Origin of the sequence: Marinobacterium sp. xm-g-48 (genome assembly GCF_013282925.1) — a bacterium.
Lineage (GTDB): Bacteria > Pseudomonadota > Gammaproteobacteria > Pseudomonadales > Balneatricaceae > Marinobacterium_E.
In genome coordinates this window covers 1-26,994 of the sequence record NZ_WBYQ01000009.1, presented here as the reverse complement: position 1 = coordinate 26,994, position 26,994 = coordinate 1, and the positions used below count along the sequence as shown (strand labels likewise).

At 49.1% G+C, this 26,994-nt stretch carries 26 protein-coding genes; 20 read left to right on the top strand and 6 right to left on the bottom strand.

The window, feature by feature from the left end:
* Positions 1-20: 20 nt before the first annotated feature.
* The 9 genes from atpB (at position 21) to XMG48_RS11125 (ending at position 7,196) form a co-directional block, all read left to right on the top strand.
* Positions 21-842, top strand: a complete 822-nt coding sequence (atpB, locus tag XMG48_RS11165; protein ID WP_173482158.1) for a F0F1 ATP synthase subunit A — start codon at positions 21-23, stop codon at positions 840-842.
* Between the two features lie 61 nt (positions 843-903).
* Entirely contained in the window at positions 904-1,137 is a 234-nt protein-coding gene (gene atpE / locus XMG48_RS11160; RefSeq protein ID WP_169451839.1) for a F0F1 ATP synthase subunit C, read from the top strand.
* Between the two features lie 70 nt (positions 1,138-1,207).
* Complete coding sequence (locus XMG48_RS11155) at positions 1,208-1,678, top strand: F0F1 ATP synthase subunit B (protein ID WP_173482157.1); 471 nt, start codon at positions 1,208-1,210, stop codon at positions 1,676-1,678.
* A 12-nt stretch (positions 1,679-1,690) separates the two neighbouring features.
* Positions 1,691-2,227 (top strand): F0F1 ATP synthase subunit delta, encoded by a 537-nt coding sequence (locus XMG48_RS11150; RefSeq protein WP_173482156.1) that lies wholly within the window; start codon positions 1,691-1,693, stop codon positions 2,225-2,227.
* 15 nt (positions 2,228-2,242) lie between these two features.
* Complete coding sequence (atpA, locus tag XMG48_RS11145; RefSeq protein WP_173482155.1) at positions 2,243-3,787, top strand: F0F1 ATP synthase subunit alpha; 1,545 nt, start codon at positions 2,243-2,245, stop codon at positions 3,785-3,787.
* Positions 3,788-3,862: 75 nt separating this feature from the next.
* Positions 3,863-4,726 (top strand): F0F1 ATP synthase subunit gamma, encoded by an 864-nt coding sequence (gene atpG, locus XMG48_RS11140; RefSeq protein ID WP_173482154.1) that lies wholly within the window; start codon positions 3,863-3,865, stop codon positions 4,724-4,726.
* 37 nt (positions 4,727-4,763) lie between these two features.
* Positions 4,764-6,161, top strand: a complete 1,398-nt coding sequence (atpD, locus tag XMG48_RS11135; RefSeq protein WP_173482153.1) for a F0F1 ATP synthase subunit beta — start codon at positions 4,764-4,766, stop codon at positions 6,159-6,161.
* 32 nt (positions 6,162-6,193) lie between these two features.
* Positions 6,194-6,619: a F0F1 ATP synthase subunit epsilon gene (locus XMG48_RS11130; RefSeq protein WP_173482152.1), complete on the top strand. Its 426-nt coding sequence runs from the start codon at positions 6,194-6,196 to the stop codon at positions 6,617-6,619.
* A 289-nt stretch (positions 6,620-6,908) separates the two neighbouring features.
* A complete protein-coding gene (locus XMG48_RS11125; RefSeq protein WP_173482151.1) occupies positions 6,909-7,196 on the top strand; it encodes a TIGR03643 family protein in 288 nt (95 codons plus the stop codon).
* On the opposite strand, the gene XMG48_RS11120 is transcribed toward XMG48_RS11125, so the two are convergent.
* Positions 7,193-7,933, bottom strand: coding sequence for a TrmB family transcriptional regulator (locus XMG48_RS11120; protein ID WP_173482150.1), 741 nt, complete (start codon positions 7,931-7,933; stop codon positions 7,193-7,195). The two genes, XMG48_RS11125 and XMG48_RS11120, sit on opposite strands and share 4 nt — an antisense overlap.
* Positions 7,934-8,031: 98 nt before the next feature.
* Here XMG48_RS11120 and glmU point away from each other — a divergent pair, with 98 nt between their 5' ends.
* Positions 8,032-9,396, top strand: a complete 1,365-nt coding sequence (gene glmU, locus XMG48_RS11115; protein WP_173482149.1) for a bifunctional UDP-N-acetylglucosamine diphosphorylase/glucosamine-1-phosphate N-acetyltransferase GlmU — start codon at positions 8,032-8,034, stop codon at positions 9,394-9,396.
* A gap of 5 nt (positions 9,397-9,401) precedes the next feature.
* A complete protein-coding gene (glmS, locus tag XMG48_RS11110) occupies positions 9,402-11,225 on the top strand; it encodes a glutamine--fructose-6-phosphate transaminase (isomerizing) (RefSeq protein ID WP_173482148.1) in 1,824 nt (607 codons plus the stop codon).
* Positions 11,226-11,229: 4 nt separating this feature from the next.
* Here glmS and XMG48_RS11105 read toward each other — a convergent pair whose 3' ends face one another.
* Both XMG48_RS11105 and putA read right to left on the bottom strand, forming a co-directional pair.
* Positions 11,230-12,087, bottom strand: coding sequence for a DMT family transporter (locus XMG48_RS11105; protein ID WP_173482147.1), 858 nt, complete (start codon positions 12,085-12,087; stop codon positions 11,230-11,232).
* Between the two features lie 82 nt (positions 12,088-12,169).
* Positions 12,170-15,601, bottom strand: coding sequence for a bifunctional proline dehydrogenase/L-glutamate gamma-semialdehyde dehydrogenase PutA (gene putA / locus XMG48_RS11100; RefSeq protein WP_173482146.1), 3,432 nt, complete (start codon positions 15,599-15,601; stop codon positions 12,170-12,172).
* 146 nt (positions 15,602-15,747) lie between these two features.
* On the opposite strand from putA, the gene XMG48_RS11095 reads away from it, so the two are divergent.
* The 7 genes from XMG48_RS11095 (at position 15,748) to XMG48_RS11065 (ending at position 22,711) form a co-directional block, all read left to right on the top strand.
* A complete protein-coding gene (locus tag XMG48_RS11095) occupies positions 15,748-16,218 on the top strand; it encodes an Lrp/AsnC ligand binding domain-containing protein (RefSeq protein ID WP_173482145.1) in 471 nt (156 codons plus the stop codon).
* 291 nt (positions 16,219-16,509) lie between these two features.
* The gene (locus XMG48_RS11090) at positions 16,510-17,709 is read left to right on the top strand and encodes an ABC transporter substrate-binding protein (RefSeq protein ID WP_173482144.1); all 1,200 of its coding nucleotides are present in this window, start codon (positions 16,510-16,512) and stop codon (positions 17,707-17,709) included.
* Positions 17,710-17,773: 64 nt separating this feature from the next.
* Entirely contained in the window at positions 17,774-18,544 is a 771-nt protein-coding gene (locus tag XMG48_RS11085) for an ABC transporter ATP-binding protein (RefSeq protein WP_173482143.1), read from the top strand.
* 6 nt (positions 18,545-18,550) lie between these two features.
* Positions 18,551-19,255, top strand: a complete 705-nt coding sequence (locus XMG48_RS11080) for an ABC transporter ATP-binding protein (RefSeq protein ID WP_173482142.1) — start codon at positions 18,551-18,553, stop codon at positions 19,253-19,255.
* A 3-nt stretch (positions 19,256-19,258) separates the two neighbouring features.
* A complete protein-coding gene (locus XMG48_RS11075; RefSeq protein ID WP_173482141.1) occupies positions 19,259-20,272 on the top strand; it encodes a branched-chain amino acid ABC transporter permease in 1,014 nt (337 codons plus the stop codon).
* Positions 20,272-21,609: a branched-chain amino acid ABC transporter permease gene (locus XMG48_RS11070; protein WP_173482140.1), complete on the top strand. Its 1,338-nt coding sequence runs from the start codon at positions 20,272-20,274 to the stop codon at positions 21,607-21,609. Before XMG48_RS11075 ends, XMG48_RS11070 begins: the two co-directional genes overlap by 1 nt.
* Before the next feature lie 121 nt (positions 21,610-21,730).
* Positions 21,731-22,711: a GlxA family transcriptional regulator gene (locus XMG48_RS11065; protein WP_371731475.1), complete on the top strand. Its 981-nt coding sequence runs from the start codon at positions 21,731-21,733 to the stop codon at positions 22,709-22,711.
* A 63-nt stretch (positions 22,712-22,774) separates the two neighbouring features.
* Here the strand turns inward: XMG48_RS11065 and XMG48_RS11060 are convergent, their stop codons facing one another.
* Together XMG48_RS11060 and XMG48_RS11055 are read right to left on the bottom strand one after the other, a co-directional pair.
* Positions 22,775-22,978 (bottom strand): PA3496 family putative envelope integrity protein, encoded by a 204-nt coding sequence (locus XMG48_RS11060; protein WP_173482139.1) that lies wholly within the window; start codon positions 22,976-22,978, stop codon positions 22,775-22,777.
* Between the two features lie 143 nt (positions 22,979-23,121).
* Positions 23,122-24,000 carry an SIS domain-containing protein gene (locus tag XMG48_RS11055; RefSeq protein ID WP_173482138.1) on the bottom strand — a complete coding sequence of 293 codons (879 nt, stop codon included), beginning with the start codon at positions 23,998-24,000 and terminating at the stop codon, positions 23,122-23,124.
* A 104-nt stretch (positions 24,001-24,104) separates the two neighbouring features.
* On the opposite strand from XMG48_RS11055, the gene pbpG reads away from it, so the two are divergent.
* On the top strand, positions 24,105-24,989 hold the full coding sequence (pbpG, locus tag XMG48_RS11050) for a D-alanyl-D-alanine endopeptidase (protein ID WP_173482137.1): 885 nt from the start codon (positions 24,105-24,107) through the stop codon (positions 24,987-24,989).
* 14 nt (positions 24,990-25,003) lie between these two features.
* Positions 25,004-25,645, top strand: coding sequence for an MBL fold metallo-hydrolase (locus XMG48_RS11045; protein WP_173482136.1), 642 nt, complete (start codon positions 25,004-25,006; stop codon positions 25,643-25,645).
* 6 nt (positions 25,646-25,651) lie between these two features.
* Here XMG48_RS11045 and pfkA read toward each other — a convergent pair whose 3' ends face one another.
* On the bottom strand, positions 25,652-26,656 hold the full coding sequence (gene pfkA / locus XMG48_RS11040; RefSeq protein WP_173482135.1) for a 6-phosphofructokinase: 1,005 nt from the start codon (positions 26,654-26,656) through the stop codon (positions 25,652-25,654).
* Positions 26,657-26,994 lie beyond the last annotated feature (338 nt).

Genomic DNA, 26,994 nt, shown 5'->3' with positions numbered 1-26,994 from the left:
GATAAAGAGAGAAACTGAGAATGGCATCTGGAACAGTTACCTCCTCAGAGTATATTGCTCACCACTTAACCAACCTTACCTTTGGTAACCACCCTGTTAACGGTCTTGGCTTTGCGCACAGTGCGCAAGAAGCTGCTGAGATGGGCTTCTGGGCGATCAACGTAGACACAATGTTCTGGTCGATTGCTCTTGGTCTAGCGTTCGTGTGGTTCTTCCGTAAGGTGGCTAAAAGTGCGACAAGTGATGTACCTGGCGGCGCTCAAAACTTTGTAGAAACCATCATCGAGTTCATCGATGACAACGTGAAGAGTATCTTCCACTACAAAAATGCACTCATCGCTCCATTGGCGTTGACCATCTTTGTATGGATCTTCCTAATGAACACCATGGACTTGGTTCCCGTTGACTGGATTCCATTCCTAGCAGCAGAGATGGGTATCCACTTCATGAAAGTGGTTCCAACGACTGACGTAAACGCGACCGCGGGTATGGCGTTGAGCGTCTTTGCACTTATTCTTTACTACAGCATCAAGCAGAAAGGTCTTGGCGGGTTCCTAGCAGAGCTTAGCTTCCAGCCTTTAGGCAAATGGTTGCTGCCATTCAACCTCTTCCTAGAAGTGGTTGGTCTACTGGCTAAGCCAGTATCATTGGCACTACGTCTTTTCGGTAACATGTACGCAGGTGAGATGATCTTCATCCTGATTGCACTGCTGCCGTTCTGGGCTCAATGGATCCTGTCGGTTCCATGGGCAATTTTCCACATTCTAGTTATTACGCTTCAGGCGTTTATCTTCATGGTCCTAACAATCGTCTACTTGGCGATGGCCCACGAAGATCACTAAGCGGAATAACAAGAGTTTACTAACTGTAATAACCTTAAATTAACTAAATCGGAGAAAAACGATGGAAATGGCATTGCTGTACATTGCTGGTGCACTGATGATGGGTCTAGGCGCTGTAGGCGCTGCGGTCGGTATCGGCGTTCTAGGTGGCAAATTCCTTGAAGGTGCTGCTCGTCAGCCAGAACTGATCCCACTACTACGTACTCAGTTCTTCATCGTAATGGGTCTTGTCGACGCTGTTCCTATGATCGGTGTTGGTCTTGGTCTATACGTACTGTTCGCTGTTGCTGGCTAACAAGTAGTTTTTTAACTAGATACCCCATGGGTTTCACTACTTTTAATCAGACAACCGCGAGGATAATGGCGTGAATATCAATCTCACCATCATTGGTCAGGCTATCGCGTTCTTCATCTTCGTCGTATTTTGTATGAAATACGTATGGCCACCACTAACAAGTGCACTGGCTGAACGTAAGAAGAAGATTGCAGATGGTCTTGATGCGGCAGAACGCGCTGAGCGCGATCTGAAGCTAGCTCAAGAGAAAGCGACAGATAATCTGCGCGAATCTAAAGAGCAAGCAGCTGCCATCATTGAACAGGCCAACAAGCGGGCTAACCAGATTGTTGACGAAGCTAAAGAGCAAGCGCGCGAAGAAGCTAATCGCGTTAAAGCTGCTGCTGAAGCGGAAATCGAACAAGAGATCAACCAAGCGAAGGAAGCTCTTCGTGCACAGGTTGCAGCACTAGCACTAGCTGGCGCTGAAAAAATTCTGGAAGCCTCTGTTGACGAGAAAGCACACGCACAGTTAGTTGAAAAACTAGCTGCGGAGCTTTAAGCGAGGTTTACGATGGCTGAACTCAATACAGTCGCTCGGCCCTACACAAAAGCTGCATTTGAATATGCAGCTAGCAAGGGCAGCCTCGATCAGTGGGCTAACATGCTGTCAATCGCTGCCTCTTGTGTAGCGGATGCGACAGTAGCCCAGGTGCTGGCAAACCCAGCCCTAACGTCTGAGCAGAAAGCTGGGACGCTGAATGGCCTTTTAGAAGGCGACATCGACCAAGCGGGCCAAAACTTTATGGCTCTATTGGCAGAAAATCAGCGCTTGGCTCTGTTGCCAGAGATCGCTGCACAGTTCAAAAAGCTGAAGTCAGCTCAGGAAGCTTCAATTGAAGTGGATCTGACAACTGCCTTCGATCTTGCTGATGAACAGCAGCAGAAATTGGCTAAGGCGCTTAGCACCAAGTTGGGTCGTGAAGTAGCAGTCACTGCACAGGTAGACAAGTCTATCCTAGGCGGTGTAATTGTTCGTACAGACGACCTTGTGATCGACGGTTCGGTTCGTGCTCGACTTGCGAAACTGGCCGAAGCGATGAATTCCTGAGAATGAGGAATAGAAATGCAGCAACTGAATCCATCTGAGATCAGCGAGATTCTCAAGAAGCGCATCGAGTCACTTGATGTGTCTTCAGAAGCCCGTAACGAGGGCACAATCGTTAGCGTATCCGATGGTATCATCCTGATCCACGGTCTAGCTGACGTAATGTACGGCGAAATGATCGAGTTCCCTGGTGGCGTCTACGGTATGGCGCTTAACCTTGAGCGTGACTCTGTCGGTGCCGTAGTTCTTGGTGATTACCAAGGTCTTAAAGAAGGCATGACGGCTAAATGTACTGGCCGTATCCTTGAAGTACCAGTAGGTCCTGAGCTACTTGGTCGCGTTGTAGACGCACTAGGTAACCCAATCGACGGTAAAGGTGCTATCGACGCAAAAATCACAGACGCAGTAGAGAAGGTAGCGCCAGGCGTTATCGCTCGTCAGTCTGTTGACCAGCCAGTTCAGACTGGTCTGAAAGCGATCGATGCAATGGTACCAATCGGCCGTGGTCAGCGTGAGTTGATCATCGGTGACCGTCAGATCGGTAAGTCGGCAATTGCGATCGACGCGATCATCAACCAGAAAGGTACTGGTATCAAATGTATCTACGTAGCAGTGGGCCAGAAACAGTCTACTATCGCTAACGTAGTACGTAAGCTTGAAGAGCACGGCGCAATGGATCACACGATCGTTGTAGCAGCGGGTGCAGCAGATCCTGCAGCAATGCAGTTCCTAGCTCCATACGCAGGCTGTGCAATGGGTGAGTACTTCCGTGACCGCGGTGAAGACGCACTGATTATCTACGATGACCTAACTAAACAAGCTTGGGCTTACCGTCAGATTTCACTTCTTCTTCGTCGTCCACCAGGTCGTGAAGCATACCCAGGTGACGTATTCTACCTACACTCACGCCTACTAGAGCGTGCAGCGCGTGTTAACGCTGACTACGTAGAAGAGTTCACTAAAGGTGAAGTTAAAGGACAAACAGGTTCATTGACTGCTCTACCTGTAATCGAGACTCAGGGTGGCGACGTTTCGGCGTTCGTACCAACCAACGTTATCTCGATCACAGACGGTCAGATCTTCCTTGAAACTGGTATGTTTAACTCAGGTATTCGTCCTGCGATCAACGCAGGTCTGTCAGTATCACGTGTAGGTGGTGCGGCTCAGACTAAAGTCATCAAGAAATTGGGTGGCGGTGTACGTCTAGCACTTGCACAGTACCGTGAATTGGCAGCGTTCTCGCAGTTTGCTTCAGACCTTGACGAAGCGACTCGTGCACAACTAGAGCACGGTCAGCGCGTTACAGAACTGATGAAGCAGAAGCAGTACTCTCCAATGTCTGTCGCTGAGATGGGCTTGAGCTTGTACGCTGCGAACGAAGGCTTCCTGAGCGACGTAGAATTGAACAAAATCGGTGCATTCGAAGCTGCATTGGTTGCATACTTCAACTCGGAGCATGCTGACCTGATGGCTAAAGTGAATGAATCAGGCGATTACAATGACGAAATCGCTGCTGGATTCAAAGCTGGCATCGAGAAGTTCAAATCTACCCAGACTTGGTAAGCGCTCGAGTTATGAGCAGAACGGCTGAACAGACTCTGTTCAGCCGATACTAAGTCAAGGAATAGAGGCGGATTTATGGCAGTCGGAAAAGAGATTAAGACGCAGATCGCGAGTATCGGTAGCACACGTAAGATTACCAGCGCCATGGAAATGGTTGCTGCATCTAAGATGCGCCGTGCCCAAGATCGCATGGAGTCTTCTCGTCCATACGCACGCAGTATCCGTGGTGTGATTCAGCACTTAGCGAAAGCTAACCCTGAATACAAACACCTTTACATGCAGAACAACGACCTGAAACGAGTAGGTTTCATTGTTGTCGGTTCTGATCGCGGACTCTGTGGTGGCCTGAACGTTAACTTGTTCAAGGCTGCTATTGGCAAAATGAAGGAGTTCAATTCACAGAATGTCGAGATCGATTTCTGTGCAATTGGTGGTAAAGCAGTTAGCTTCTTCCGTAACTACGGCGGTAACGTTAAGGCAGCAACAAGCGGCCTAGGCGATGCACCAGAGTTGGAAGCGCTAATCGGTTCAGTAAAAGTGATGCTTGATAGCTTCAACGAAGGCAAACTTGACCGTCTATACGTGGTATCGAACGAGTTCGTTAACACCATGACGCAAAAGCCGACTATTGAACAGCTTCTGCCCCTTCAGGCTGAAGAAGACGACGACACTCTCAACCACCACTGGGATTACATCTACGAGCCAGATGCTCGTGATCTACTAACAGGTCTTTTGACTCGTTACGTTGAATCAATGGTGTACCAAGCAGTTGTTGAGAATAACGCCTGTGAACAGGCAGCGCGTATGTTGGCAATGAAGAATGCAACCGACAACGCCGGCAACCTAATCGACGAGCTTCAGTTGATCTACAACAAAGCGCGTCAGGCAGCGATTACACAGGAAATTTCTGAAATCGTAAGTGGTGCTGCTGCTGTTTAAAGCAGTTAACAGGCTAATAAGTTAAGAGGATCCGAACATGAGTAGCGGACGTATTGTTCAGATTATCGGTGCAGTCGTTGACGTGGAATTCCCACGTGAAGATGTACCGAAGGTTTATGACGCACTAAACGTCACTAAAACCAACCTGACACTAGAAGTTCAGCAACAGCTGGGTGACGGTGTCGTACGTACTATCGCAATGGGTCAGACTGAAGGTGCAAGCCGTGGTCTGGACGTTGTAAACACTGGTGCTCCAGTATCTGTACCTGTAGGTACAGCGACCCTAGGTCGTATCATGGACGTACTAGGTAACCCAATCGATGAGTGTGGCCCGATCGGTGAAGAGGAGCGTTACCCAATTCACCGTAAAGCACCTTCTTACGCAGACCAAGCAGCGACTAACGAACTGCTTGAGACAGGCATCAAGGTAATCGACCTTGTTTGTCCTTTCGCTAAGGGTGGTAAGATCGGTCTGTTCGGTGGTGCCGGCGTAGGTAAAACCGTAAACATGATGGAGTTGATCAACAACATCGCAACTCAGCACTCTGGTCTATCTGTATTCGCAGGTGTAGGTGAGCGTACTCGTGAGGGTAACGACTTCTACCACGAAATGCAGGAAGCAGGCGTAGTAAACGTTGAGCAGTTCGACAAGTCGAAAGTAGCGATGGTTTACGGTCAGATGAACGAGCCACCAGGTAACCGTCTACGTGTAGCGTTGACTGGTCTTACAATGGCTGAGAAGTTCCGTGACGAAGGTCGTGACGTACTTCTATTCGTCGACAACATCTACCGTTACACACTTGCGGGTACAGAGGTATCAGCACTGCTAGGTCGTATGCCTTCAGCGGTAGGTTACCAGCCAACTCTTGCAGAAGAGATGGGTGTACTTCAGGAGCGTATCACGTCGACTAAGACTGGTTCGATCACTTCTATCCAGGCGGTATACGTACCAGCGGATGACTTGACTGACCCATCACCAGCGACAACCTTCTCGCACCTTGACGCAACAGTCGTACTGTCTCGTCAGATCGCAGAGCTAGGTATCTACCCAGCGGTAGACCCACTAGACTCTACTTCTCGTCAGCTTGATCCGCTAGTAATCGGTTCTGAGCACTACGAGACTGCACGTGAAGTGCAGGGTGTCCTACAGCGCTACAAAGAGCTTAAAGACATCATCGCGATCCTAGGTATGGACGAACTTTCTGAAGAAGATAAGCAGACGGTAGCACGCGCTCGTAAGATTCAGCGTTTCCTATCTCAGCCATTCTTCGTAGCAGAAGTCTTCACTGGTGCACCAGGTAAATATGTCTCTCTTAAAGACACTATCAGTGGCTTTAAAGGCATCCTGAACGGTGAATACGACTCTCTACCAGAGCAGGCGTTCTACATGGTTGGCGGCATCGACGAAGCAGTCGAAAAAGCCAAAGGCATGTAATCCCTTAAGCGGAACCTGAAGAGGTAATTGAAATGGCTATGACTGTTCATTGTGACATCGTAAGTGCAGAGGAAGAGATCTTCTCTGGCCTTATCGAATTCGTCTCTGTGAGAGGTAGCCTGGGTGAGCTGGGTATCTACCCAGGTCACACTCCGCTTTTGTCGGAAATCAAACCAGGCCCTGTCGAGCTTCGCAAGCAGGGCGGTGAAGAGGATATCTTCTACGTATCTGGTGGCTTCCTAGAGGTTCAACCACACAAGATTACTGTGTTGGCTGATACTGCACTTCGTGCGGGTGACCTTGATGAAGCAACCGCTGTAGAAGCACAGAAGCATGCTGAACAAGCAATGGCTGACAAGCAGGGTGAGTTCGAATACTCACGTGCTGCGACTCAGCTTGCTGAAGCAGCTGCACAGCTTCGTACCCTCGATGCAATTCGCCGCAAACTCGGCAAATAAGATCTACACGATCAAAAAAGGCAGCTTCGGCTGCCTTTTTTTGTGCTTTGAAAAAGCACCGTGTCTGACCTTTAGTCTGACACGACTCAGGAGTTACGCTACAGTCTCTGGTAGACGCTGACAAAGCCGATGACAGGCTGAAAGCCTGTCACGGTCACTCCGTAGCTGGTTTAGTACACAGTGACAGGCATTCAGCCTGTCATCTGCACTCATAAGCTACCTCTCATCTGAACTAAAACACATACGCTGGCGTACACAACGACACCTGCTTTATTTTTCAGAGGTTTAGATGTCACAAAAGCTAGCACACGCCGGCCTGTCAGAAGAGGCGATTTCGCGAGTCATTGAGATGGCTTGGGAAGATCGCACACCCTTTGAAGCGATTGAGGGGTTGTACAGCTTGTCAGAGCCACAAGTGATCAAGTTGATGCAGCGTGAGATGAAGCCCAGTTCGTTTCGTATGTGGCGTGAACGGGTCTCTGGTCGCAACACTAAACATCTTAAAAAGCGTCCAGAGGGGATTGATCGCGGCTACTGCTCTCGCCAGTACAAGATGGTTAGTAAGCCTAAACGTTAAAGCAGGCGCCAGAGTGTATCAAATATGATCTTCTGCGCGGCCGCTACTTCACTTGAATCGATAACCACCGCAGTTGGGTAGTTATCAGACGCTAAAGAGATGATGGCAATTTTTGGTGGATAGATCGCTATATAAGCGGCGTCTACTGGTCCCTCGGTTTTGATCCATTTACGTTCTGATAGATCAGCACTTTCACCCCCATCCCCAATCGCGATAACCCGTACCTTGATCTTTCGAGCAACACGCTGTGCTGTGAAGTTCGGGAAGGGACGGTAGAGATGCTTTCGAATCGGTTTTGATGAGAAGACAGAGTAGATCGGTTCAGGGTTTGAGCTAACACTGTTAAGGATATCTCTGAGTACCTGCTCAATCCCCTCGTCACCCTCATACCACTGAACATTGGCTGCGCTAAAATCAGGCGAGAGTTGATGCAGCTCGGGTATGACACGACGCTTTAACTCTTCAACAGCGAGATCTAAGCGTTTACGGCGTTCTTCAGCCAGTTCTACCAACACTTCAGGCTCACGTGCTGTGAAGATGCGGCGCTTACCTTTTGGCAGATAGCTGACCACACCTAACGCCTGCATCTGCTTCAGTGCTTCATAGGTTGTGCCGCGATTGACCCCTGCACGCTCAGCAATGGTACGAATCGAACTGGGGCCAAGCGCTAGCAGGGCCTTGTAGATTGAGACGTCACGGTCGCTAAGACCGATCTCTAAAAACAGCGAATTATCCATATTTGTCAATTTTTTTATGACATTTAACCTTGCAGCAGTGTGCGCTTAGGTTAAAGTATCGTCAAGTGGATAAATTTTGTTTTTGGAAACACCCGTTAATGTCGATAGATGTAGTCATTCTTGCGGCCGGTCAAGGCAGCCGTATGAAATCTAAACTCCCTAAAGTCCTTCACCCTTTGGCAGGAAAATCGCTGGTAAAGCACGTCATTGATCAAGCGAGTCAGTTAAACAACAGCGCGATGCATATTGTGGTTGGCCATGGTGCGGATCAGGTTAAAGAGGCGTTGTCCGATCTATCTTGCCAATTTTATACACAGGCTGAGCAGCTAGGCACGGGCCATGCCGTTGCACAGGCCTCAGCGGGTCTTCGTGCAGGCGGTGTTACGCTAGTGCTTTACGGCGATGTGCCATTAACACCGGCGAGTGTGCTAGAGCAGATGGTACAGGTCGCGCAAACGGGTAAAGTATCGCTTCTGACGGTTAACCTAGACGATCCAACAGGATACGGCCGTATTCTTCGCAGTGCCGTTAACGATGTCGTGGGTATTGTGGAACAGAAGGATGCCAATGAAGAGCAATTGGCGATCACTGAAGTGAACACCGGCATTATGGCGATGCCTACCGATCATCTAAACGAATGGTTGCCGCAACTCTCTTCCGATAACGCACAGGGTGAGTACTACCTAACCGATTTGATCGCAATGGCGGCGGAGTCGGGCGTAACGGTTCAAGCACTTCATCCTGCCTCTGAGTACGAAGTACAGGGTGTGAATAATCGTCGACAACTCGCTGAATTAGAGCGTTGGTATCAACTGCAGCAGGCCAATGCTGCGATGGATGCTGGTGTCACCTTGGCGGATCCTGCTCGATTCGATGTGCGCGGGCAACTGACGGTAGGGCAAGATAGCCAGATTGACGTTAACTTCGTTGCAGAAGGCGAGGTACGCATTGGCTCAAACGTTGTGATTGGGCCTAATTGCAGCGTTAAAAATTCGATTATCGGTGACGGTGTAGAGATTCTTGCGAACACCCACATTGATGGTGCTGTCATTGCCGATGCTTGTCAGTTGGGCCCTTTTGCTCGTATCCGTCCTGGCTCACAACTGGCGGCTGGAGTGAAAGTCGGCAACTTTGTTGAGACGAAGAAAGCTTTGGTTGGTCAAGGGTCTAAATTGAACCATCTCTCTTACATTGGCGATGCAAACATCGGTGAAGAGGTAAATATTGGTGCCGGCACCATTACCTGTAATTACGACGGTGTGAACAAATCCCTGACCGAGATTGGCGATCGCGCCTTTATTGGTTCAAACAGTTCATTGGTTGCACCCGTGCATGTGGGTGCAGGAGCAACCATCGGTGCAGGCTCCACCATTACCAGCAAAGTGGAAGAGGATCAGCTCTCCGTTGCACGTGGTAAGCAGAGAAATATTTCGGGCTGGAAACGCCCAGTGAAGAAAGGTTAATTGTTATGTGCGGTATTGTAGGTGCAGTCTCTGAACGCCAGGTCAGCGGTATTCTATTAGAGGGTCTTAGTCGATTGGAGTATCGCGGCTATGACTCTGCGGGCATGGCCATTCATGATGGTCAATCGGTGAATCGTCTTCGCCGTATTGGCAAAGTACAGGCTCTTAAGGATGCTCAAGAAGCGTCACCGATCACAGGTACACTTGGCATTGCTCATACGCGTTGGGCCACTCATGGTGTGCCTGCAGAGCACAACGCTCACCCGCACATGTCAGGAGATAGTGTTGCTGTTGTTCATAACGGTATCATCGAAAATTTCGAAGAGCTAAAAGCTGAATTGCTTGCTGATGGTTTTCAATTCTCATCTGAGACTGATACAGAAGTAATCGCTCACTTACTTGCTAAGATCCTTAATACTGAAGGTTCACTTATTGCAGCGTTGCCAAAAGTCATCGCCCGTCTCGAGGGTGCATTCGCCTTGGGCGTGGTACACAAGGATCTACCAGACCAGCTCTATACCGCACGTAAAGGCAGTCCACTGGTTGTTGGTGTCGGCATTGGTGAAAACTTTATCGCATCCGATCAGCTGGCACTGCTCCCTGTTACAGACCGTTTCATGTTTCTAGAAGATGGCGATATTGGCTGCCTGACTCGTGATGAGATTCGTGTTTGGGATGCGACAGGTCAATCGGTTGAGAGAGCAGTGTCGCGTTACGAGCACTCAGCAAGTGCAGCTGAAAAAGGCGAATTTAAGCACTTTATGATGAAAGAGATCTATGAGCAGCCGACTGTAATGGCGGATGTGCTTGAAGGTCGTTTAACCGGAGATCGTCTTCTTGAGCAGTGCTTTGGTGCAGAGGCTGCAGAACTGTTTGATAACACTAAGCAGGTTTTAATTCTTGCCTGTGGTACTAGCTATCATGCCGGTATGGTGGCGCGTTACTGGATCGAAGAATTAGCTAATTTGCCATGTTCGGTAGAGGTGGCATCTGAGTTTCGTTACCGCAAAGCCGTTGTACCCGAAGGCACTCTATTGCTGACGATTTCTCAATCGGGTGAGACCGCTGACACCTTGGCCGCACTGCGTGATATTCAATCTCGAGTGGCGGGTTCATTAGCTATCTGTAACGTTCCTGGTAGCTCGCTGGTCCGTGAATCACAACTTTCTCTGATGACACAGGCAGGTCCAGAGATTGGCGTAGCGTCTACTAAAGCGTTCACGTCACAGCTTGTTGCTCTGATGCTGACAACGGTCGCGCTGGCCCGCCGACAGGGGCTGACCGATGAGAAAGAGGCCTACATCATCCACTCACTGCGCCAACTACCTGGTTTACTTGAGCAAGTGATTGGCTTGGATGATCAGATTCAGAAGATGTCAGAAGCGTTTGCTGAGAAGCACCACTCGCTCTTCCTAGGTCGAGGCGCGCTCTATCCAGTTGCAATGGAAGGCGCACTTAAGCTCAAAGAGATCTCCTACATTCATGCTGAAGCCTACCCTGCCGGTGAGCTAAAGCATGGTCCACTGGCTCTGGTCGACAAAGAGATGCCGGTCATTGCCGTTGCCCCGCGTAACGACATGCTGGATAAGCTGAAAGCGAATCTTCAAGAAGTTCGAGCGCGTGGCGGTGAGCTATTTGTCTTCGCGGAAGAAGGTACTATCCAAGAGGAAGAGGGTATTCATGTCATTGAACTGCCCGTTGTCGATTTCTGGTTAGAACCGCTGGTTTACACCATTCCTCTTCAGCTACTCTCTTATCATGTAGCTGTTCTAAAAGGCACCGATGTCGACCAACCCCGCAACCTTGCGAAATCAGTCACCGTAGAGTAGCAAACTACCTTGGGGCTAACCGCCCCATGGCGATTAAACCACCTACAACGATGATGGCGCCGCCAAGTAGCGTCATCAGTGTGGGTACCTCGCCCAGTAGAATTAATGCAGCCAGAGTGGCAAAGAGTAGCAGCGTGTAGTTAAACGGCTGCAGGGTGCTCGCATCTGCATAGTCCATCGCTTTAATGTAAAAAAGCTGGGAGCCAATATTCATAATGGATAATGCGATTAGCAGTGCACTCTGCTCTGTCGATGGCTGAATCCACTGAAACAGGCCAAATGGCAGCGCCAGCACCAAACCTACTAGCCCCATGTAGAGGGTGTGTGTTTTGAATCCATCTCTGCCACTCAGGTATTTGGTTAGAATCGAGAAACTGGCTAATGCAATGGCGCCACTCAGCGGCATCAGTAACTCGATCGAGATACCGGCACTGCTCGGCTGAATGATAATCATCGCACCGGTAAGACCGATCAAAACCGCTATCACCCTTCTTCTCGTCAGTTCCTCTTTCAGGATAAATCGCGCCATAACCAACGTAATCAGGGGAAAAAGCGCGACGATCGCGTGTACCTTTGCCACCAACATCAGCGTGAATGACAGGTTAATAAAGATTATCTCGGTAATCGACAGCGCCGCACGACCCAGCTGCAGCATCGGCTGTGCCGATTTAAGTCCCACAACAGATTGCCGCAACCCTCCGGCAAGCATGACGGCAAACAGGGTAAAAAACAGGTATCGCACCAGTAACAACTGACTTAGGGGCAAACCCCCTACTAGCAGGTGTTTAGTGATGATGTCCTGAATAGCAAACGACAACATGGACGCTAAACAGAACAGAATACCGATGGTTGATGGTTGCATGATGGGCTTTGATACCTAGGGGATAATCTACTGAAGAGTTATAGCAAATCACCCCCTTGCCTGTCTTGAATTAACGATACTATTAACTCATTAGCAGTGCTGCATTTCCCCCTGAAGCGGTGGTGTCTTCGCAAACATGTTGCTCTTTACGGTGGTAAACCGAGTGCCCTTTAGATTTGAGAAGTGGAATGATCGCCCCCTCCCTTTGACTGAGAGTAATACGAATCTGCTTACAAAACTCTTCGTGAGCGCTAACAGATACGCCTGCCAAGTCTGCAAGCTCAGTTAACAGTCCTGGAACCAGATCGCCGGCCAAACAGATAATGGGTAGATCTTTCATGATGTCACTGTCAGGAATCTTTTTGGTTAGCAGTAGCGTTGGGTTGCCGGTTGATGCACTTGCAATGGCTTGCTGCCAAGCTTGCTCGTCGCCAGCGACTAACCAATAACCTCTAGCTGATGTGAATAGCTGATTATCTTCACCCGTAACACTAGGGCATTGTGTTAGAAGTTCACGAGCAAGAGGTTTAAATTGAGATCGCAGAGTCTGCCATGATGATTTCACCTGTTCTGCTGGTAGCAGGTCTAAGGGGTTAGGTTGATACTGACTCTCAATTTTCTCCGGTTGTGTCAGATTGACCAGATAGTTTGGCCCACCCGCTTTAGGTCCGGTCCCTGACATACCTTCCCCGCCAAAAGGCTGAGACTCGACTATAGCCCCAATCTGGTTGCGGTTGATGTAGCAGTTCCCCACGTTTAGCTCAGCACATAGCCGCTCAGTTCTGCTCTGTATGCGTGAATGCACTGCGAAGGTTAGGCCATATCCACGCGCGTTAATATCCTTGACCACATTATCAAGTTGATCCGCATCGTATGGAGCAATATGTAAAATCGGGCCAAAGCGCTCGAAGTCCAAATCATTGATACCATCAACTTCAAGCAAGGTTGGTGTCACAAAATGACCTTCGAGCTCTGGAGTTTTTGTTTGATACACAATTCTTGAGCGTTGTTCTTCAATGTAAGTATTCAACGCTTGCGCAGCTGCAGCATCAATAACAGGACCCACATCGCACTTAAGTTCGCTTGGATTGCCCACTTTTAACAGTGCCATAGCGCCGGTGATCATCTCGAGGATCTGCGAGTAAACCTCTCGCTGGACATAGAGCATACGCAACGCAGAACATCGCTGGCCGGCGCTCTGGAAGGCTGATGCCATAACCGCTTTAACCACTTGTTCTGGTAGCGCAGATGCATCGGCAATCATCGCATTCAGGCCGCCAGTTTCAGCGACCAGCAGAGTATCTGGCGCAGCGTTATGCGCAAGTGCCTTCTCAATACGTTTCGCTGTGGCTGTCGAGCCGGTAAAGATCACTGCGTTCACGTCTGGGTGTGAGACCAGTGCATTACCCTGTTGTGCGCCTGTGCCGAACACAAGTTGTACTAGGTCAGTTGGCATGCCCGCTTCTTTCCAGAGTTCTATCGCTTTGCGAGCGACTAAACTGGTCTGTTCGGCCGGTTTAGCCAACACCGCATTGCCGGCACCAACAGAAGCCGCAATTTGACCGGTAAAGATCGCCAGCGGGAAGTTCCAAGGTGAGATGCAGACAGCCACACCTCGTGCCTCAGTTTGTTGATCAAGTCCGTCGCTCTCATCGGCGTAATAACGCAGAAAGTCGACCGCTTCACGAATTTCATTGATTGCATCAGCAAGAGTCTTTCCTGCTTCTCTGGCCAGTAGAGCGAGTAACTCAGGAGTGTCGCGTTCATAAAGATCTGCGATCTGTCGCAAGAGTTTTCCTTTGAGTGGCTTGTCTGCCCAAGCCGTTTGGGCAACCTTGGCCTGATTGAACAGCTGATCGACTGAGCTCAGATCAGTCGTTTGATAGTGCCCCAATAGCTCTTGCGAGTAAGGCTCTACAACAGGGACGTCACCTGTCTCGCCCCAAATTGTCTGCATAAAGAGTGAGCGGCTTGCTAAAAGCGCATCGACTTCTGCCTGTTCGCCAAGGTCAAAACCGCGAGAGTTACTCCTATCAGTGAATATTGCGCTGCCGGGTGTTACCGCTTGCTCGATGAGTTTCTGATGCACCGGACTCGCAACGACCTGCTGTGGCGGGATAGCCTCGTCAGCAAGCTGGCTAACAAATGAGGAGTTGGCTCCATTTTCAAGCAGACGACGCACGAGGTAGGCGAGTAGATCTTTATGCGTTCCAACGGGCGCATAGATACGACAACCTGTCTGGTGCTTCTCCAAGAGCTCTTGATGCAGCGCCTCTCCCATGCCATGAAGACGTTGCATTTCGAATGCAATGCCGGCCTCTTTGGCCCAGTTGAGTACACAGGCTGCTGTCTGGGCATTGTGAGTAGCAAATTGTGGGTAGATGCGGTCGCCGTAACGCACCAGTTTGCGCGCACAGGCGAGGTAGCTGACATCGGTGTGATGCTTTGCGGTGAACACCGGGAAATGGTCCAGCCCTTGCTCCTGCGCAAGTTTGATTTCGGTATCCCAGTAGGCACCTTTAACCAAACGCACCATCAGTTTGCGATTGCTCTGATCTGCCCAAGCGTAGAGTTGATCCAGTACCGAATAAGCTTTGCGGTTGTAAGCTTGCACAACAATACCCAGACCATCCCAACCGGAAAGCTCAGGCGCTTCAATCAGGTTGCGAATGATATCGAGCGATATCTCAAGGCGTGCGCACTCTTCAGCATCAATATTGAGGCCAATATTGTGCTCCTTAGCAAGTGAGCAGAGTGACAGCATGCGCTCACTTAATTGGGTAACTGCCTCGTCCTCATTGAATAGCTCGTAACGCGGATGCAGCGCCGACAACTTTACTGAGATGCCTGGATTCTTTTCGATCTGGGTTGATTTCGACTGCTCGATCAGTGCTAGCAGGGCGTTGCGGTATGAATTGAAATAGCGATCGGCGTCGGCCTGAGTATAAGCCGCCTCACCCAGCATATCGTAAGAGAAAGTGTAACCTTGGAACTCAAGTTTGCCGGCGCGCTCTTGGGCGCTTTTAATGCTTTCACCTAGGACGAAGGCACGACCCATCAGCCGCATACCTGCACCCACTCCGATTCGCATCGCGGCGAGTATTGCGCTGCGAAGGGGTTTCATCTTGAGGCTAGCGCTGCCCAGTTGCAGTCCCATGCTGGCGCCGCGAACAAGTGCACTGGTCTGCGCCGTTTTAACGGACCAGTCGCGGTTAGCGAGCTTATCAATAATCAGTTCGTTAGCCGTCTGTTTGTCCGGTACGCGTTGGTAGGCCTCAGCCAAAGTCATCAACGATAGTCCCTCTTGCGTGTCTAAAGGATAAGCACGAAGGAATTGCTCAAGGATAGACGGCTTAAAATTGTTACGAATCGCAGTGACTAGGTTGCTCGCCACTGTCTGGAGGTCAGGCGTGACCCACTGCAGAAGTTGCTCTTTCTCGATGAGCTGTTGCAGTTGATCTAATTCTGATTGGTCGCAATAGGGTATCTGGATGTGTGTGTTTTGAGCGTTCATGTTTAGCCCCTCTAAATTGATAATGCAATTATAGATTTAGACTTATAGGGCTTCTGTCTATTTTTATAGGTATATATAGACTTTAAAACTTATTATTTGCTTTAATTTAGATAACTAATAGTTAAATAATTTTATTGGTAGGCGATATGACTAATGTGTCTTTAGATAATTATGATTTGGCGATATTAAAAACCTTAGAGCAAAACGGGCGGATAACGGTCACTGAGTTGGCTGATAGAGTGGGATTATCTAAAACCCCCTGCCAAATTCGAATGAAGCGGCTAGAAAGCAATGGAGTGATACGTGGCTATACCGTAATCATGGATTACGGACTGCTCGATACTAATCATATTGCCTTTGTGCAGGTTAAGCTCAGTGACACCAGGGCTGCTGCTCTTGCTTCATTTAATGATGCAGTTGGCGCTGTGTCTGAAATAGAGGAGTGCCATATGATGGCTGCAGACTTTGATTACATCCTTAAAGTGCGTACACGCGATATCGCGAGCTATCGAGAGGTTCTGGGTGAAACTATTTCAGAGCTACCCTATGTCTCTAGTACCTCTACCTTTGTCTGTATGGAGGCTGTTAAAGAGCATGGCCAAGTCTTTGATGGTTAGCAAATCACCTAAATTTCTCTAATTTCTAGGAAAATTGATTTTTATAATATGAATAAAAAGAATATTTTCCAGTTTCTGTTCAATAAATAGGCAAAATCACCCATCAGGTCTGTTCTATAATTGATTAACCATCAATTGATCAGATGGTCTGACCAATACGTAACTGAAATCTGTTGTCTGAATGGTCAACATTCGATAGTGTTAATGCGTTGCCAGTTGAAAAACTGCAGACACTGATCGCTACTACTTAATCGATAAAGTGGTGTGATGTTTCATTATAAGGAGAAGAGAATGAAAAAATTAGCATTGGCTGTAGCTGCAGCTTCAATGATCGCGGGTGCGGCGCAAGCTGGCAGCCACATGCCAAGCGAAGTTCGTCTTGGTGTTGCTCTAGGCTTTACAGGTCCTGCTGAATCACTTGCTGCTGATATGGCTGCAGGTGCAGAGATGGCTATGAAAGAAGTTGCTGATAGCGGCAAGCTTCTTGGTGGTGCTAAGGTTACTCCAGTTCGTGCTGACTCAACCTGTGTTGATGCTTCTGCTGCCGCTGCAGCCGCTGAGCGTCTAATCTCAGCTGAGAAAGTGGATGCGATTGTGGGTGCTCTTTGTTCTGGTGCAACGATCTCAATCCTACAGAACGTAGCGATGCCAAACGGTGTTCTTCTGTTCTCTCCTTCAGCGACTTCACCAGCGCTTTCAACTCTTGAAGATAACGGTTACTTCTTCCGTGCATCACCATCTGATGCTCGTCAGGGTCAAGTAATTGCTGAAATGCTTCAGGAGAAAGGTTACAAGTCGATCGCAATGACTTACACCAACAACGATTACGGTAAAGGCCTAGCGGACAGCATTCAGTCAAACTTCGAAGCGGCTGGCGGTAAAGTGACTATCAACACTCCACACGAAGATGGCAAAGGCGATTACGGTGCGGAAGTGGGTGCTCTTGCTCAGGCAGGTGGTGACATCCTAGTGGTTGCTGGTTACCTTGACCAAGGTGGTAAAGGCATCATTCAGTCATCTCTAGATGCGGGTGCATTTGATCACTTCTTCCTACCTGATGCGATGATCGGTGACAGCCTAACAGCTGCAATCGGTCCGGATCTAAACGGTTCAATCGGTACGGTTCCAGGTACTGACAGCCCTGGATCAGACTCTTACAAAGAGATGTTCACTGCGGCTACCGGTGCGGCACCTGGCCCATACTCTGACTACTCTTACGATGCAGCGGCTATGACGCTTCTAGCGATGCAGGCAGCAGGCACTAAAGATTCTAAAGTCGTTAAAGATCACGTCTTTGAAATCGCAAACGCTCCAGGCGAGAAAATCTACCCAGGTGAGCTAGCGAAAGGTCTTGAGATCCTAGCTAACGGCGGTCAGATTGACTACGTTGGTGCGACTGCGGTTGAGTTGATCGGCGGCGGTGAGTCAGCAGGTAGCTACCGTGAGATTCTGGTTAAAGACCAGCAGAACACAACTGTTCGTTACCGCTAAGCGATAGCGCATAAAACAGGCTCGGGGTTCACTGAATCTCGAGCCGTTTTTACATTTGAGCATTATGATTGTTGTAGAAAATCTCCATAAGCGCTTTGGCGGTGTTCATGCCGTGAATGACGCGTCCCTTCACATTAAGAAGGGCTCAATTACCGGTCTAATCGGTCCAAACGGTGCAGGTAAAACGACGCTGTTTAACGTGATCGCAGGCCACCACTCGCCCACTTCAGGTCGCATCACCCTTGATGGTGAAGACATTACCGGACTTAAGCCACATGAGCTGTTTGGTAAGGGTCTATTGCGCACCTTCCAGTTGGCTCACGAATTCTCTTCATTAACGGTTCGCGAAAACTTGATGATGGTACCACCTAATCAAGCTGGCGAAAGCTTAATGAATACCTGGTTCCGCAAAGATCTAGTGCGTGCTGACGAGCAGCGTGTGCGTGAGAAAGCGGACGAGGTGATCGATTTTCTAGAGATTGGTCACGTTGCAGATGAACTGGCTGGCAACCTGTCAGGTGGCCAGAAGAAGCTTCTGGAACTGGGTCGCACCATGATGGTGGATCCTAAAATTGTCTTCTTGGATGAGGTCGGTGCCGGTGTAAACCGTACGCTGCTCTACAAGATTGGCGATGCGATTAAAAAGCTGAATCAGGAGCGCGGTTACACATTCTGCCTGATTGAGCATGATATGGACTTCATAGCGCGTCTTTGTGACCCGGTTATCTGTATGGCGGAAGGTACTGTTTTAGCCGAGGGTACGGTTGATGAAGTTAAGAACAATGAGCAGGTGATCGAGGCTTACCTCGGTACCGGTTTGAAACATAAGCGGTAAGCGTACATGAGTTTTTTAATAGGTCAGAGTATGACCGGCGGCTACGGTGCTGCGGATATCCTCAAAGAGTGCACCATTGGTGTGGATCGAGGTGAGATCGCGGTTATCGTTGGCCCTAACGGTGCTGGCAAGTCGACGGCAATGAAGGCTACCTTTGGCATGTTGCCGCTGCGAGAAGGCCAGGTGATGTTTGATGGTGAGGACATTACCCACCTTAAACCTGAAGAGCGTGTGGTTAAAGGGATGGGGTTTGTGCCTCAAACCCACAACGTATTCACCTCGATGACGGTTGAAGAGAATCTTGAGATGGGCGCCTTCATACGTGAAGATGATATCTCCGATTCGATTGAACAGGTTTATGAACTCTTCCCCATTTTGAAAGAGAAGCGTCGCCAACCAGCCGGTGAGCTTTCAGGCGGTCAGCGCCAGCAAGTCGCGGTGGGTCGTGCCATGATGACGCAACCTAAGGTTCTGCTTCTGGATGAGCCCACAGCCGGTGTATCACCCATTGTGATGGATGAGCTATTTGATCGCATCATAGAGATTGCTCGCACAGGTGTAGCGATTTTGATGGTTGAGCAGAATGCGAAACAGGCGCTAGAGATTGCCGATAAAGGCTACGTGCTGGTGCAAGGCTCTAACCGATTCACAGATACAGGCGAAGCGTTGTTGGCTAACCCTGATGTTCGTCGCTCGTTCTTGGGGGGTTAATCGATGACTGACTTTATTAATGCCCTAATTGTTCTGGCTAACTTTATTCTTGTTCCTGCACTGACTTACGGCAGTCAGTTGGCGCTCGGTGCACTGGGTGTCACTCTGGTCTACGGTGTGTTGCGTTTCTCCAACTTCGCACACGGTGAAATGATGGCTTTTGGTACCATGATCACCATCTTTGGTACCTGGGGTTTACAGGCGCTGGGTGTCTCTATTGCACCGCTGCCAACAGCCCTGCTGGCGCTACCTTTGGGTATTGCCGGTGCTGTCGCACTCTCGTTGATCCTTGATAAAACCGTTTACAAATATCACCGCCAGCGCAAGGCGAGTCCGGTCATCTTCCTGATTGTCTCAATCGGTTTGATGTTCTTTATCGGTGGTCTGGTGCGATTCATTATCGGTCCTGGCGATCAGATCTTCTTTGACGGAACTCGTTTCATCTTCTCGGCGCGTGATTTCAAACGTGCGACGGGCCTTGATGAAGGGTTGGCTCTTAAGATGACTCAAGCGGTGACCATTATTACTGCGATTATTGTGGTAGCTGCCATGTTCTGGTTCCTGAACAAAACACGTACCGGCAAATCGATGCGTGCTTTTTCAGACAACGAAAATCTAGCACTGCTGTCGGGTATCAACCCAGATCGTGTCGTGATGATTACCTGGATCCTTGTGGGTGCGCTAGCGACCATTGCCGGTACTCTATACGGATTGGATAAGAGCTTTAAACCATTCAGCTTTATGCAGCTGCTCTTACCAATCTTTGCCGCAGCGATTGTCGGTGGGGTTGGTAACCCATTGGGTGCCATTGCGGGTGGTTACGTGATCGCCTTCTCAGAGATTGCCGTCACCTTCGCCTACAAGAAAGTCGTAACCTACTTGGGGCCTGATAGTTTCCAACCTGATTCGTTGGTTCAGCTGTTGGGCACCGATTACAAGATTGCGGTTTCATTCATCATCTTGGTTATCGTACTGATTGTGCGACCTACCGGTATTTTTAGTGGGAAGACCTTGTAATGAATCAGACATTTTTTAATCAATATCGCACTCCGATTCTCTACTCGGTGATGGCGCTTCTGCTTGTCATCGTCGGTGTGGGTCAGGGGTGGTCTGTCGCCTTTACCATTCTTAACCTCTGTTTGATCAGTGCCATCATGTCACTGGGTGTCAACATGCAGTGGGGTTATGCCGGTCTCTTTAACGTTGGTGTGATGGGCTTTGCAGCACTGGGTGGTTTGGCCGCGGTTCTGGTCTCTATGCCACCGGTTGAAGAGGCGCGTGCTGCGGGTGGTCAGGGCATTTTAGTCGGCCTGTTGATTCTAATTGCGACCATTTTCGTGTCGATCCTGGCGTGGAAACAGTTTGGGGCTAAGAGTAAGAAGACTGGCTATTGGATGCTGTTTGTCATCATAGCTGTGGGTTATGCCCTGATGCGTCTATTTTTCCTCCCTTCCGTTGAAGCAATCGAAGCGGTTAACCCCTCAGTGACTGGATATCTTGGTGGCTTAGGTCTGCCAATCATCCTCTCTTGGCCTGTGGGTATGGTGTTTGCGGCCGGTGCGGCTTACGTCATTGGTAAAGTTGCTTTGGGGCTTCGCTCTGACTACCTAGCGATTGCAACGCTGGGTATTTCTGAGATCGTTCTCTACTTCATTAAGAATGAAGAGTGGCTGACACGCGGTGTTAAAAACGTCAACGGTCTACCTCGTCCGGTTCCTTATGAGGTGGATCTACAACAGGCAACTTGGTTCCAGCAATTTGCTGCAGACTGGGGTATGGAAGTGGCAGAGGCCTCGTCTCTATTCGTTAAAGTATGTTACGCAGGGCTGTTTATCGTTGTCATTGCGATCTTGATGTACTTATCTGAGACGGCACTTAAGTCACCTTGGGGTCGTATGATGCGCGCTATTCGTGACAACGAAGTAGCCGCTGCCGCAATGGGTAAGGATGTTGTTAAACGTCACCTGACGATCTTTGTGATTGGCTCAGCGGTTATTGGCCTTGCTGGTGCAATGCTAACGACTCTGGATGGTCAGTTTACACCGGTTGGTTACCAGCCATTGCGTTTCACCTTCCTCATTTGGGTCATGGTGATCATTGGTGGCTCGGGCAATAACTGGGGTGCAGTCTTGGGCGGTTTCTTCATCTGGTTCTTCTGGATCGAAGCGGAGCCGATTGGTCTTTGGTTAGTGGATACCCTAACCTCTTTCATGGAGCCAACTCACTGGCTACGTCTGCACTTGATGGACAGTGCCGCTCACATGCGTCTGATGACGGTCGGTATCGTGCTTCTGATTGCATTACGATATGCCCCAGAGGGATTAATCCCCGAGCGAACGGCTCGTAAGCACTGATTCATAGCACTACTATGAGTGGGGTTGGGCTTCTAGTCCGGCCCCATTTTCATTTTTGTGACCTATCTTTTCTCAACTAGCGTAGACTAGGGTAATAACTTTTATTACTTGTAGGTCAATTGTGCAGCAGAAACCAGAACACTTCGGCTTTTTCCTAATGCCCGGTTTCTCGATCATCTCCTTTGCGGCGACGATTGATCCGCTGCGTCTTGCGAACCAGTTAAGTGGTCAAACTCTTTATGAGTGGCACTTTTATGGTCCAGCCGATCAGACCGTTACCTGCTCGACAGGTATGCGTTTCCAACCGACACGTCGCATGAACGATACAGAATCGATTGATCGTATGTTGGTGGTTGGCGGTATCGGTGCTCAACAAGAGTCCGAAACCTACTTGAACGATTGGCTACAGAATTTGGTTCGCAATGGTATCAGTTTAGGTGCAACCTCGACGGGCTCTCTGTTATTGGCTGAAGCCGGTGTGTTAGAGGGTAAAACCTGTACGGTCCACTGGGAGGAGCGTGATCAGCTGACGGAGCTCTACCCAGATCTTAACGTCAGTGAAGAGCTTTATGAGATTGATGGCAACCTGATGACTTGTTCTGGTGGTTTGTCGGGTTTGGATATGATTCTTCAGCTGATTACGATTCGCCATGGTGAATCTTTAGCCCACCAAGTCGCTGAGCACTGTATTCACCCCAACATCCGTCCTGCTCATGATAAGCAGCGTATGAAGCTGCAGCTTCGCCAACACGGCAGTCACCCTCGCCTGACACAAGCGCTGGAGTTGATGCGTGAGCACATTCAACCGGTTCTAAGTTGTGAGCAGATCTCCGATCGAGTTGGGCTCTCAACCAGACAGTTGGAGCGACTGTTTAGACAGCACCTGAACTCATCACCGACAAACTACTACATGAGTTTGCGTCTTGAGTTTGCACGTCAGCAGTTGAAGGCGACTCGTCTTCCGATTCAAACGGTTGCGAAAAAAGCGGGATTTACATCCACTAGCTATTTTTCACGTTGTTACAAAAAGCAGTTTGGATTGACGCCAAGAGAGGCAAGAACGGGTGTGCACCGCATGATTGAACTGGGTGAAAAAGCGTAAAAGAGAGATCAAATTTCCAATAGGCTCTGCCTCGATCTCTCTTTTTATTGTGAGCGGTTGCGACTATTTTTCGTCGAACCAACTCTCTTCATTGAAATAGGTCGAGAGCTCTTGCTCTTCGCGACGCTGCTCTATGGCTCTGCGAGCATTAAGCAGTCGCTGTGATTGACACTTTTGCTCCTCTTGCGTCTTCTCCTCTTCGAAGCCCACAAGCAGATCAAAAATTTGAGTTTTTACTGGATCTAGTTCTTCTTCACGAATCAGCATAGGTCAACCTCCTAAGCAAACGTCCATGAACGGATCGCTCATGGCTACACTGTTCTAATCTCTTTTTACTGAAAGCGTCTCAGTAATGCAACCGCGACGATTGTCGTAAAAAAGTGTTACGAAAAAGTGAAACGTAAAATGCGTTAGTCAGGTCGGCGCATCATCAGGCGACGATCGTTTTGACGAAGACTTCTAAGACTGCGTTTGATCGTCTTAAGATGCTCGACGGCATTAGGTCCCAACCGCATCGCAACTCCAACAGCTATTACGTCGATGACAACAAGGTGGACCACGCGAGATGACATCAGAGTACTTAGGTCTTTGTCCTCTTCTACGTCGATAAAGATCGGTATGGTTGCCAGTTCAGCTAGTGGGGTGTTGGCTGGGCAGAGCGTGATAACGGTTGCGCCAGTATCTCTAACAAGCTTGACACTGTGTAGAAGGTCCTTGGTGGTACCCGTTTGTGAGATGGCAACCACCACATCCCCTTCGCCAAGTGTGACGGCTGAGATGGTCTGCATGTGAGGATCTGAATAGGCGGCTGCAGAGATCTTAAGGCGGTAGAGTTTGTGTTGTGCATCGGCACAGACCGGCGCAGATGCACCCAGGCCATAGAACTCCACTCGACGCGCTGAAGCGATCGCCTGAATGGCCTCCTCTAGCGCTCGGTCATCTAACTGCTCTCGTGCTTCGACCAGATTACCCATCATTGAGTCAAAGATCTTGTGCTTAAACTCTAGAACGGTGTCGTCATGGTTCATTGAGAACTGTTCGAAGGTTGAGTTACTGGCCAGCGCTTGCGCTAAGGTCAGCTTAAAATCTTGGAACCCATCGTATTGAAGCGCTCGACAGAAACGAACCACCGTTGGCTCAGAGACCATCGCTTCTGATGCCAGATCAACAATACGCATATGAATGATGTCATTCGGCTGTGCTAGAACGTAATCAGCCACTTTCTGTTCTGATTTACGCAGCTTGGCTTTGGCATCGCTGATCTGTTTAAGAAGGTTAGCTGAGTTCACGCTAGGATCCATTTCTATAGAGTGTTGCGAGATAGTATATCAAGGCATACAAATCTTGCAGTAGCTTCGGTATCCTAATAACAGATATTAGGATTTGTTGGTTCATGCGATCTATTTTTACCCTATTTTTTGTTCTATTTAGCGCGACGGCTGTGGCAGCCCCTGACCCCGCTAAACTAGACCTTGCCTCTGTCAGTGTTATGATCAAAGACCTAGACACGCAAGAGGTGCTCTATGAGCGCAACGCCGATCGCGTTCAACCGATCGCGTCGTTGACGAAGTTGATGACAGGATTAGTAACTTTAGATGGCCGCCTTCCGATGAAGGAGCGGATCACGATTGAAGTGAATCAGATACCGGAGATGCGCAATGTTCACTCTCGCATTCGTGTTGGAAGTAATCTTCCGCGAGCAGATGTACTACACATCGCTTTGATGTCATCGGAAAACCGCGCAGCGGCCACTTTGGCTCACGCTTACCCTGGCGGTGCTAAGCAGTTCATCGATAATATGAACTGGACGGCACAGGGCTTGAGTATGACCAACACGAGATTCCAGGAGCCTACCGGACTCTCCGAAAAGAACGTCTCTACTGCAAGTGATCTGATGCGTCTGCTGGAGGCGGTGAGTCTCTATCCAACTCTCTCCAAAGTAACGACCTCTTCTAAACGTGATGTGATCTTTAAACGGCCACGCACGGCCATGGCGTTTTTTAATACCAATACCTTGGTTAATAAAAAGAGTTGGTCCATTCAGATCAGTAAAACCGGTTATACCGATGATGCAGGCCGGTGTTTGGTTCTTAAAACACGCATCAAAGGTCGTAATCTAGGCATTGTCCTATTGGACTCCTACGGTAAACGCACCCACCTAGCCGATGCGCAACGCATCAAACGTTGGCTTGAAAAGGGTAGCAGCGGCAAGGTACCAAGAGGTGCTGCGAATTACCGAGATCAGAAATTAAAATCATTGATGACAGCATCGCGCTGATCCCAGAGGTAGCTATGGCTTATCGTGTCATTCCCGTCACCCCTTTTGAACAGAACTGCACTCTCTTCTGGTGTACAGAGACTAAAGAGGCGGCCGTTGTGGACCCAGGTGGTGATCTGCAAAAAATCATGGCTGCAATCGAAGAAGAGGGCGTGACGCTGACGAAGATTCTACTGACTCACGGCCATATTGATCATGCCGGTGCATCGGCCACCCTAGCAAAATCGATGGATGTTAAGATCATTGGCCCCCAGCAAGCTGATCTGTTCTGGATCGAAGGGTTAGAGCAGCAGAGTCAGATGTTTGGTTTTCAGCAGGTGCAGGGCTTTGTGCCGGATCAGTGGCTCAATGATGGTGACACCGTTATGGTTGGTAATATCACACTGGATGTCATTCACTGTCCGGGTCATACCCCAGGGCATGTGGTGTTTGTTGATCGTAAGGCAAAAATTGCTCAAGTGGGCGATGTCCTGTTTAAGGGTTCGATTGGTCGTACCGACTTCCCGCAAGGCGATCATGCTACGTTAATCAGCTCGATCAAGGAGAAGCTGTTTCCACTTGGCGATGATATTCGCTTTATACCAGGGCACGGTCCTGAATCGACCTTTGGTGATGAGCGACTCACCAACCCCTTTGTGGCCGATCGCTGGGGCTAGTGATTCTTAGTGTTGTAGCTCGTTGATGAGGTCCATCACTTCAACGGGCAACCCCTTCTTCTGGGTAATGACGGCTTCTAGGGGTGTGGTGCTCACTGCACCTTTTGTTACCCCCACCATCACATCCGTTTTCCCTTCAAGCAGTGTATGAATGGCGCAGTTACCCAGCGTAGCAGCAAGCAGGCGGTCATGCGCTGTTGGCTTTCCACCACGCTGCAGATGACCTAAAACACAGACTCTAGGGTCTTCACCTAGCTGTCTCATCTCTTCAGAGAGTTGATTAGACCAGCCACTCTTTCCAGCTTCAGCGACGACAATAATGCCACTGGAGCCAATGCCCTCTTTGCGTCGCTGTGCCAGCTGTTGGCTGATATCGGTAATATCAGACTGGTGTTCGGGAACAATGACCATTTCCGCGCCGGCGGCAATGGCAACATGACAGGCAAGCAGGCCGTAGTTACGCCCCATTACCTCAACTAAGAAGTGACGATCATGTGAATAGGCAGTATCACTGATTTTATCGATGCCTTCGACGGCGGTCGTTACAGCGGTATCAAACCCAATACTGTCATCAGTACCATAGATATCATTATCAATGGTGCCTGGTAGACCAATAACGGGAATGGAGAACTCTTGATAGAGTGCATGGGCACCTGAAAGTGAGCCGTCACCACCAATGACAATTAATGCTTCGATGCCGTGCTTCGAGAGAATATCGAAAGCGCGTTGTCGTGTGGCCGGTTCATGAAACTCAAGACAGCGAGCACTCTTTAGATAGGTTCCCCCTCTATGACAGAGTCCACTGACACTTTTGGAATTAAGTGTTTCGAACTCCTCATTCAGCAATCCTGCATATCCACGATGAATACCGATCACCTCAATACCAAAAGAGGTCGCCGTTCTAACCAATGCCCGAATAGCAGGATTCATTCCAGGTGAATCTCCGCCACTGGTTAAGATGGCAACTTTAGAAAAGGAAGTAATGTGGGAGTACTGAGGTAACTGATACATAAAGAGTCCAAAAGTGCTTATCCCTGAATACTAGCGATAATTTGGGTAAAAAATGAGCAAAAAATAGGGGCTTTTGTACAGTTAATGATCAGTTTTAATCTTTTTTTAAAAAAAGTGAAAAAAAAACAAAATAGGCGTTGACCCTAAGTCTAATATCGGTAAGATACGCACCTCGCTTGAGACGAGTACTCAAGCAGCCACCAAGAGATCGGTGGCACGCTCTTTAACAATTAATCAGGTAATGCGTGTGGGCGCTTGTTGAGGTTGAGCACAAAAGCTTAACAAGACAAGCAACCTATATGTGAATTCATTTAGCGTAATGTTTTTCTTGAGCAAGA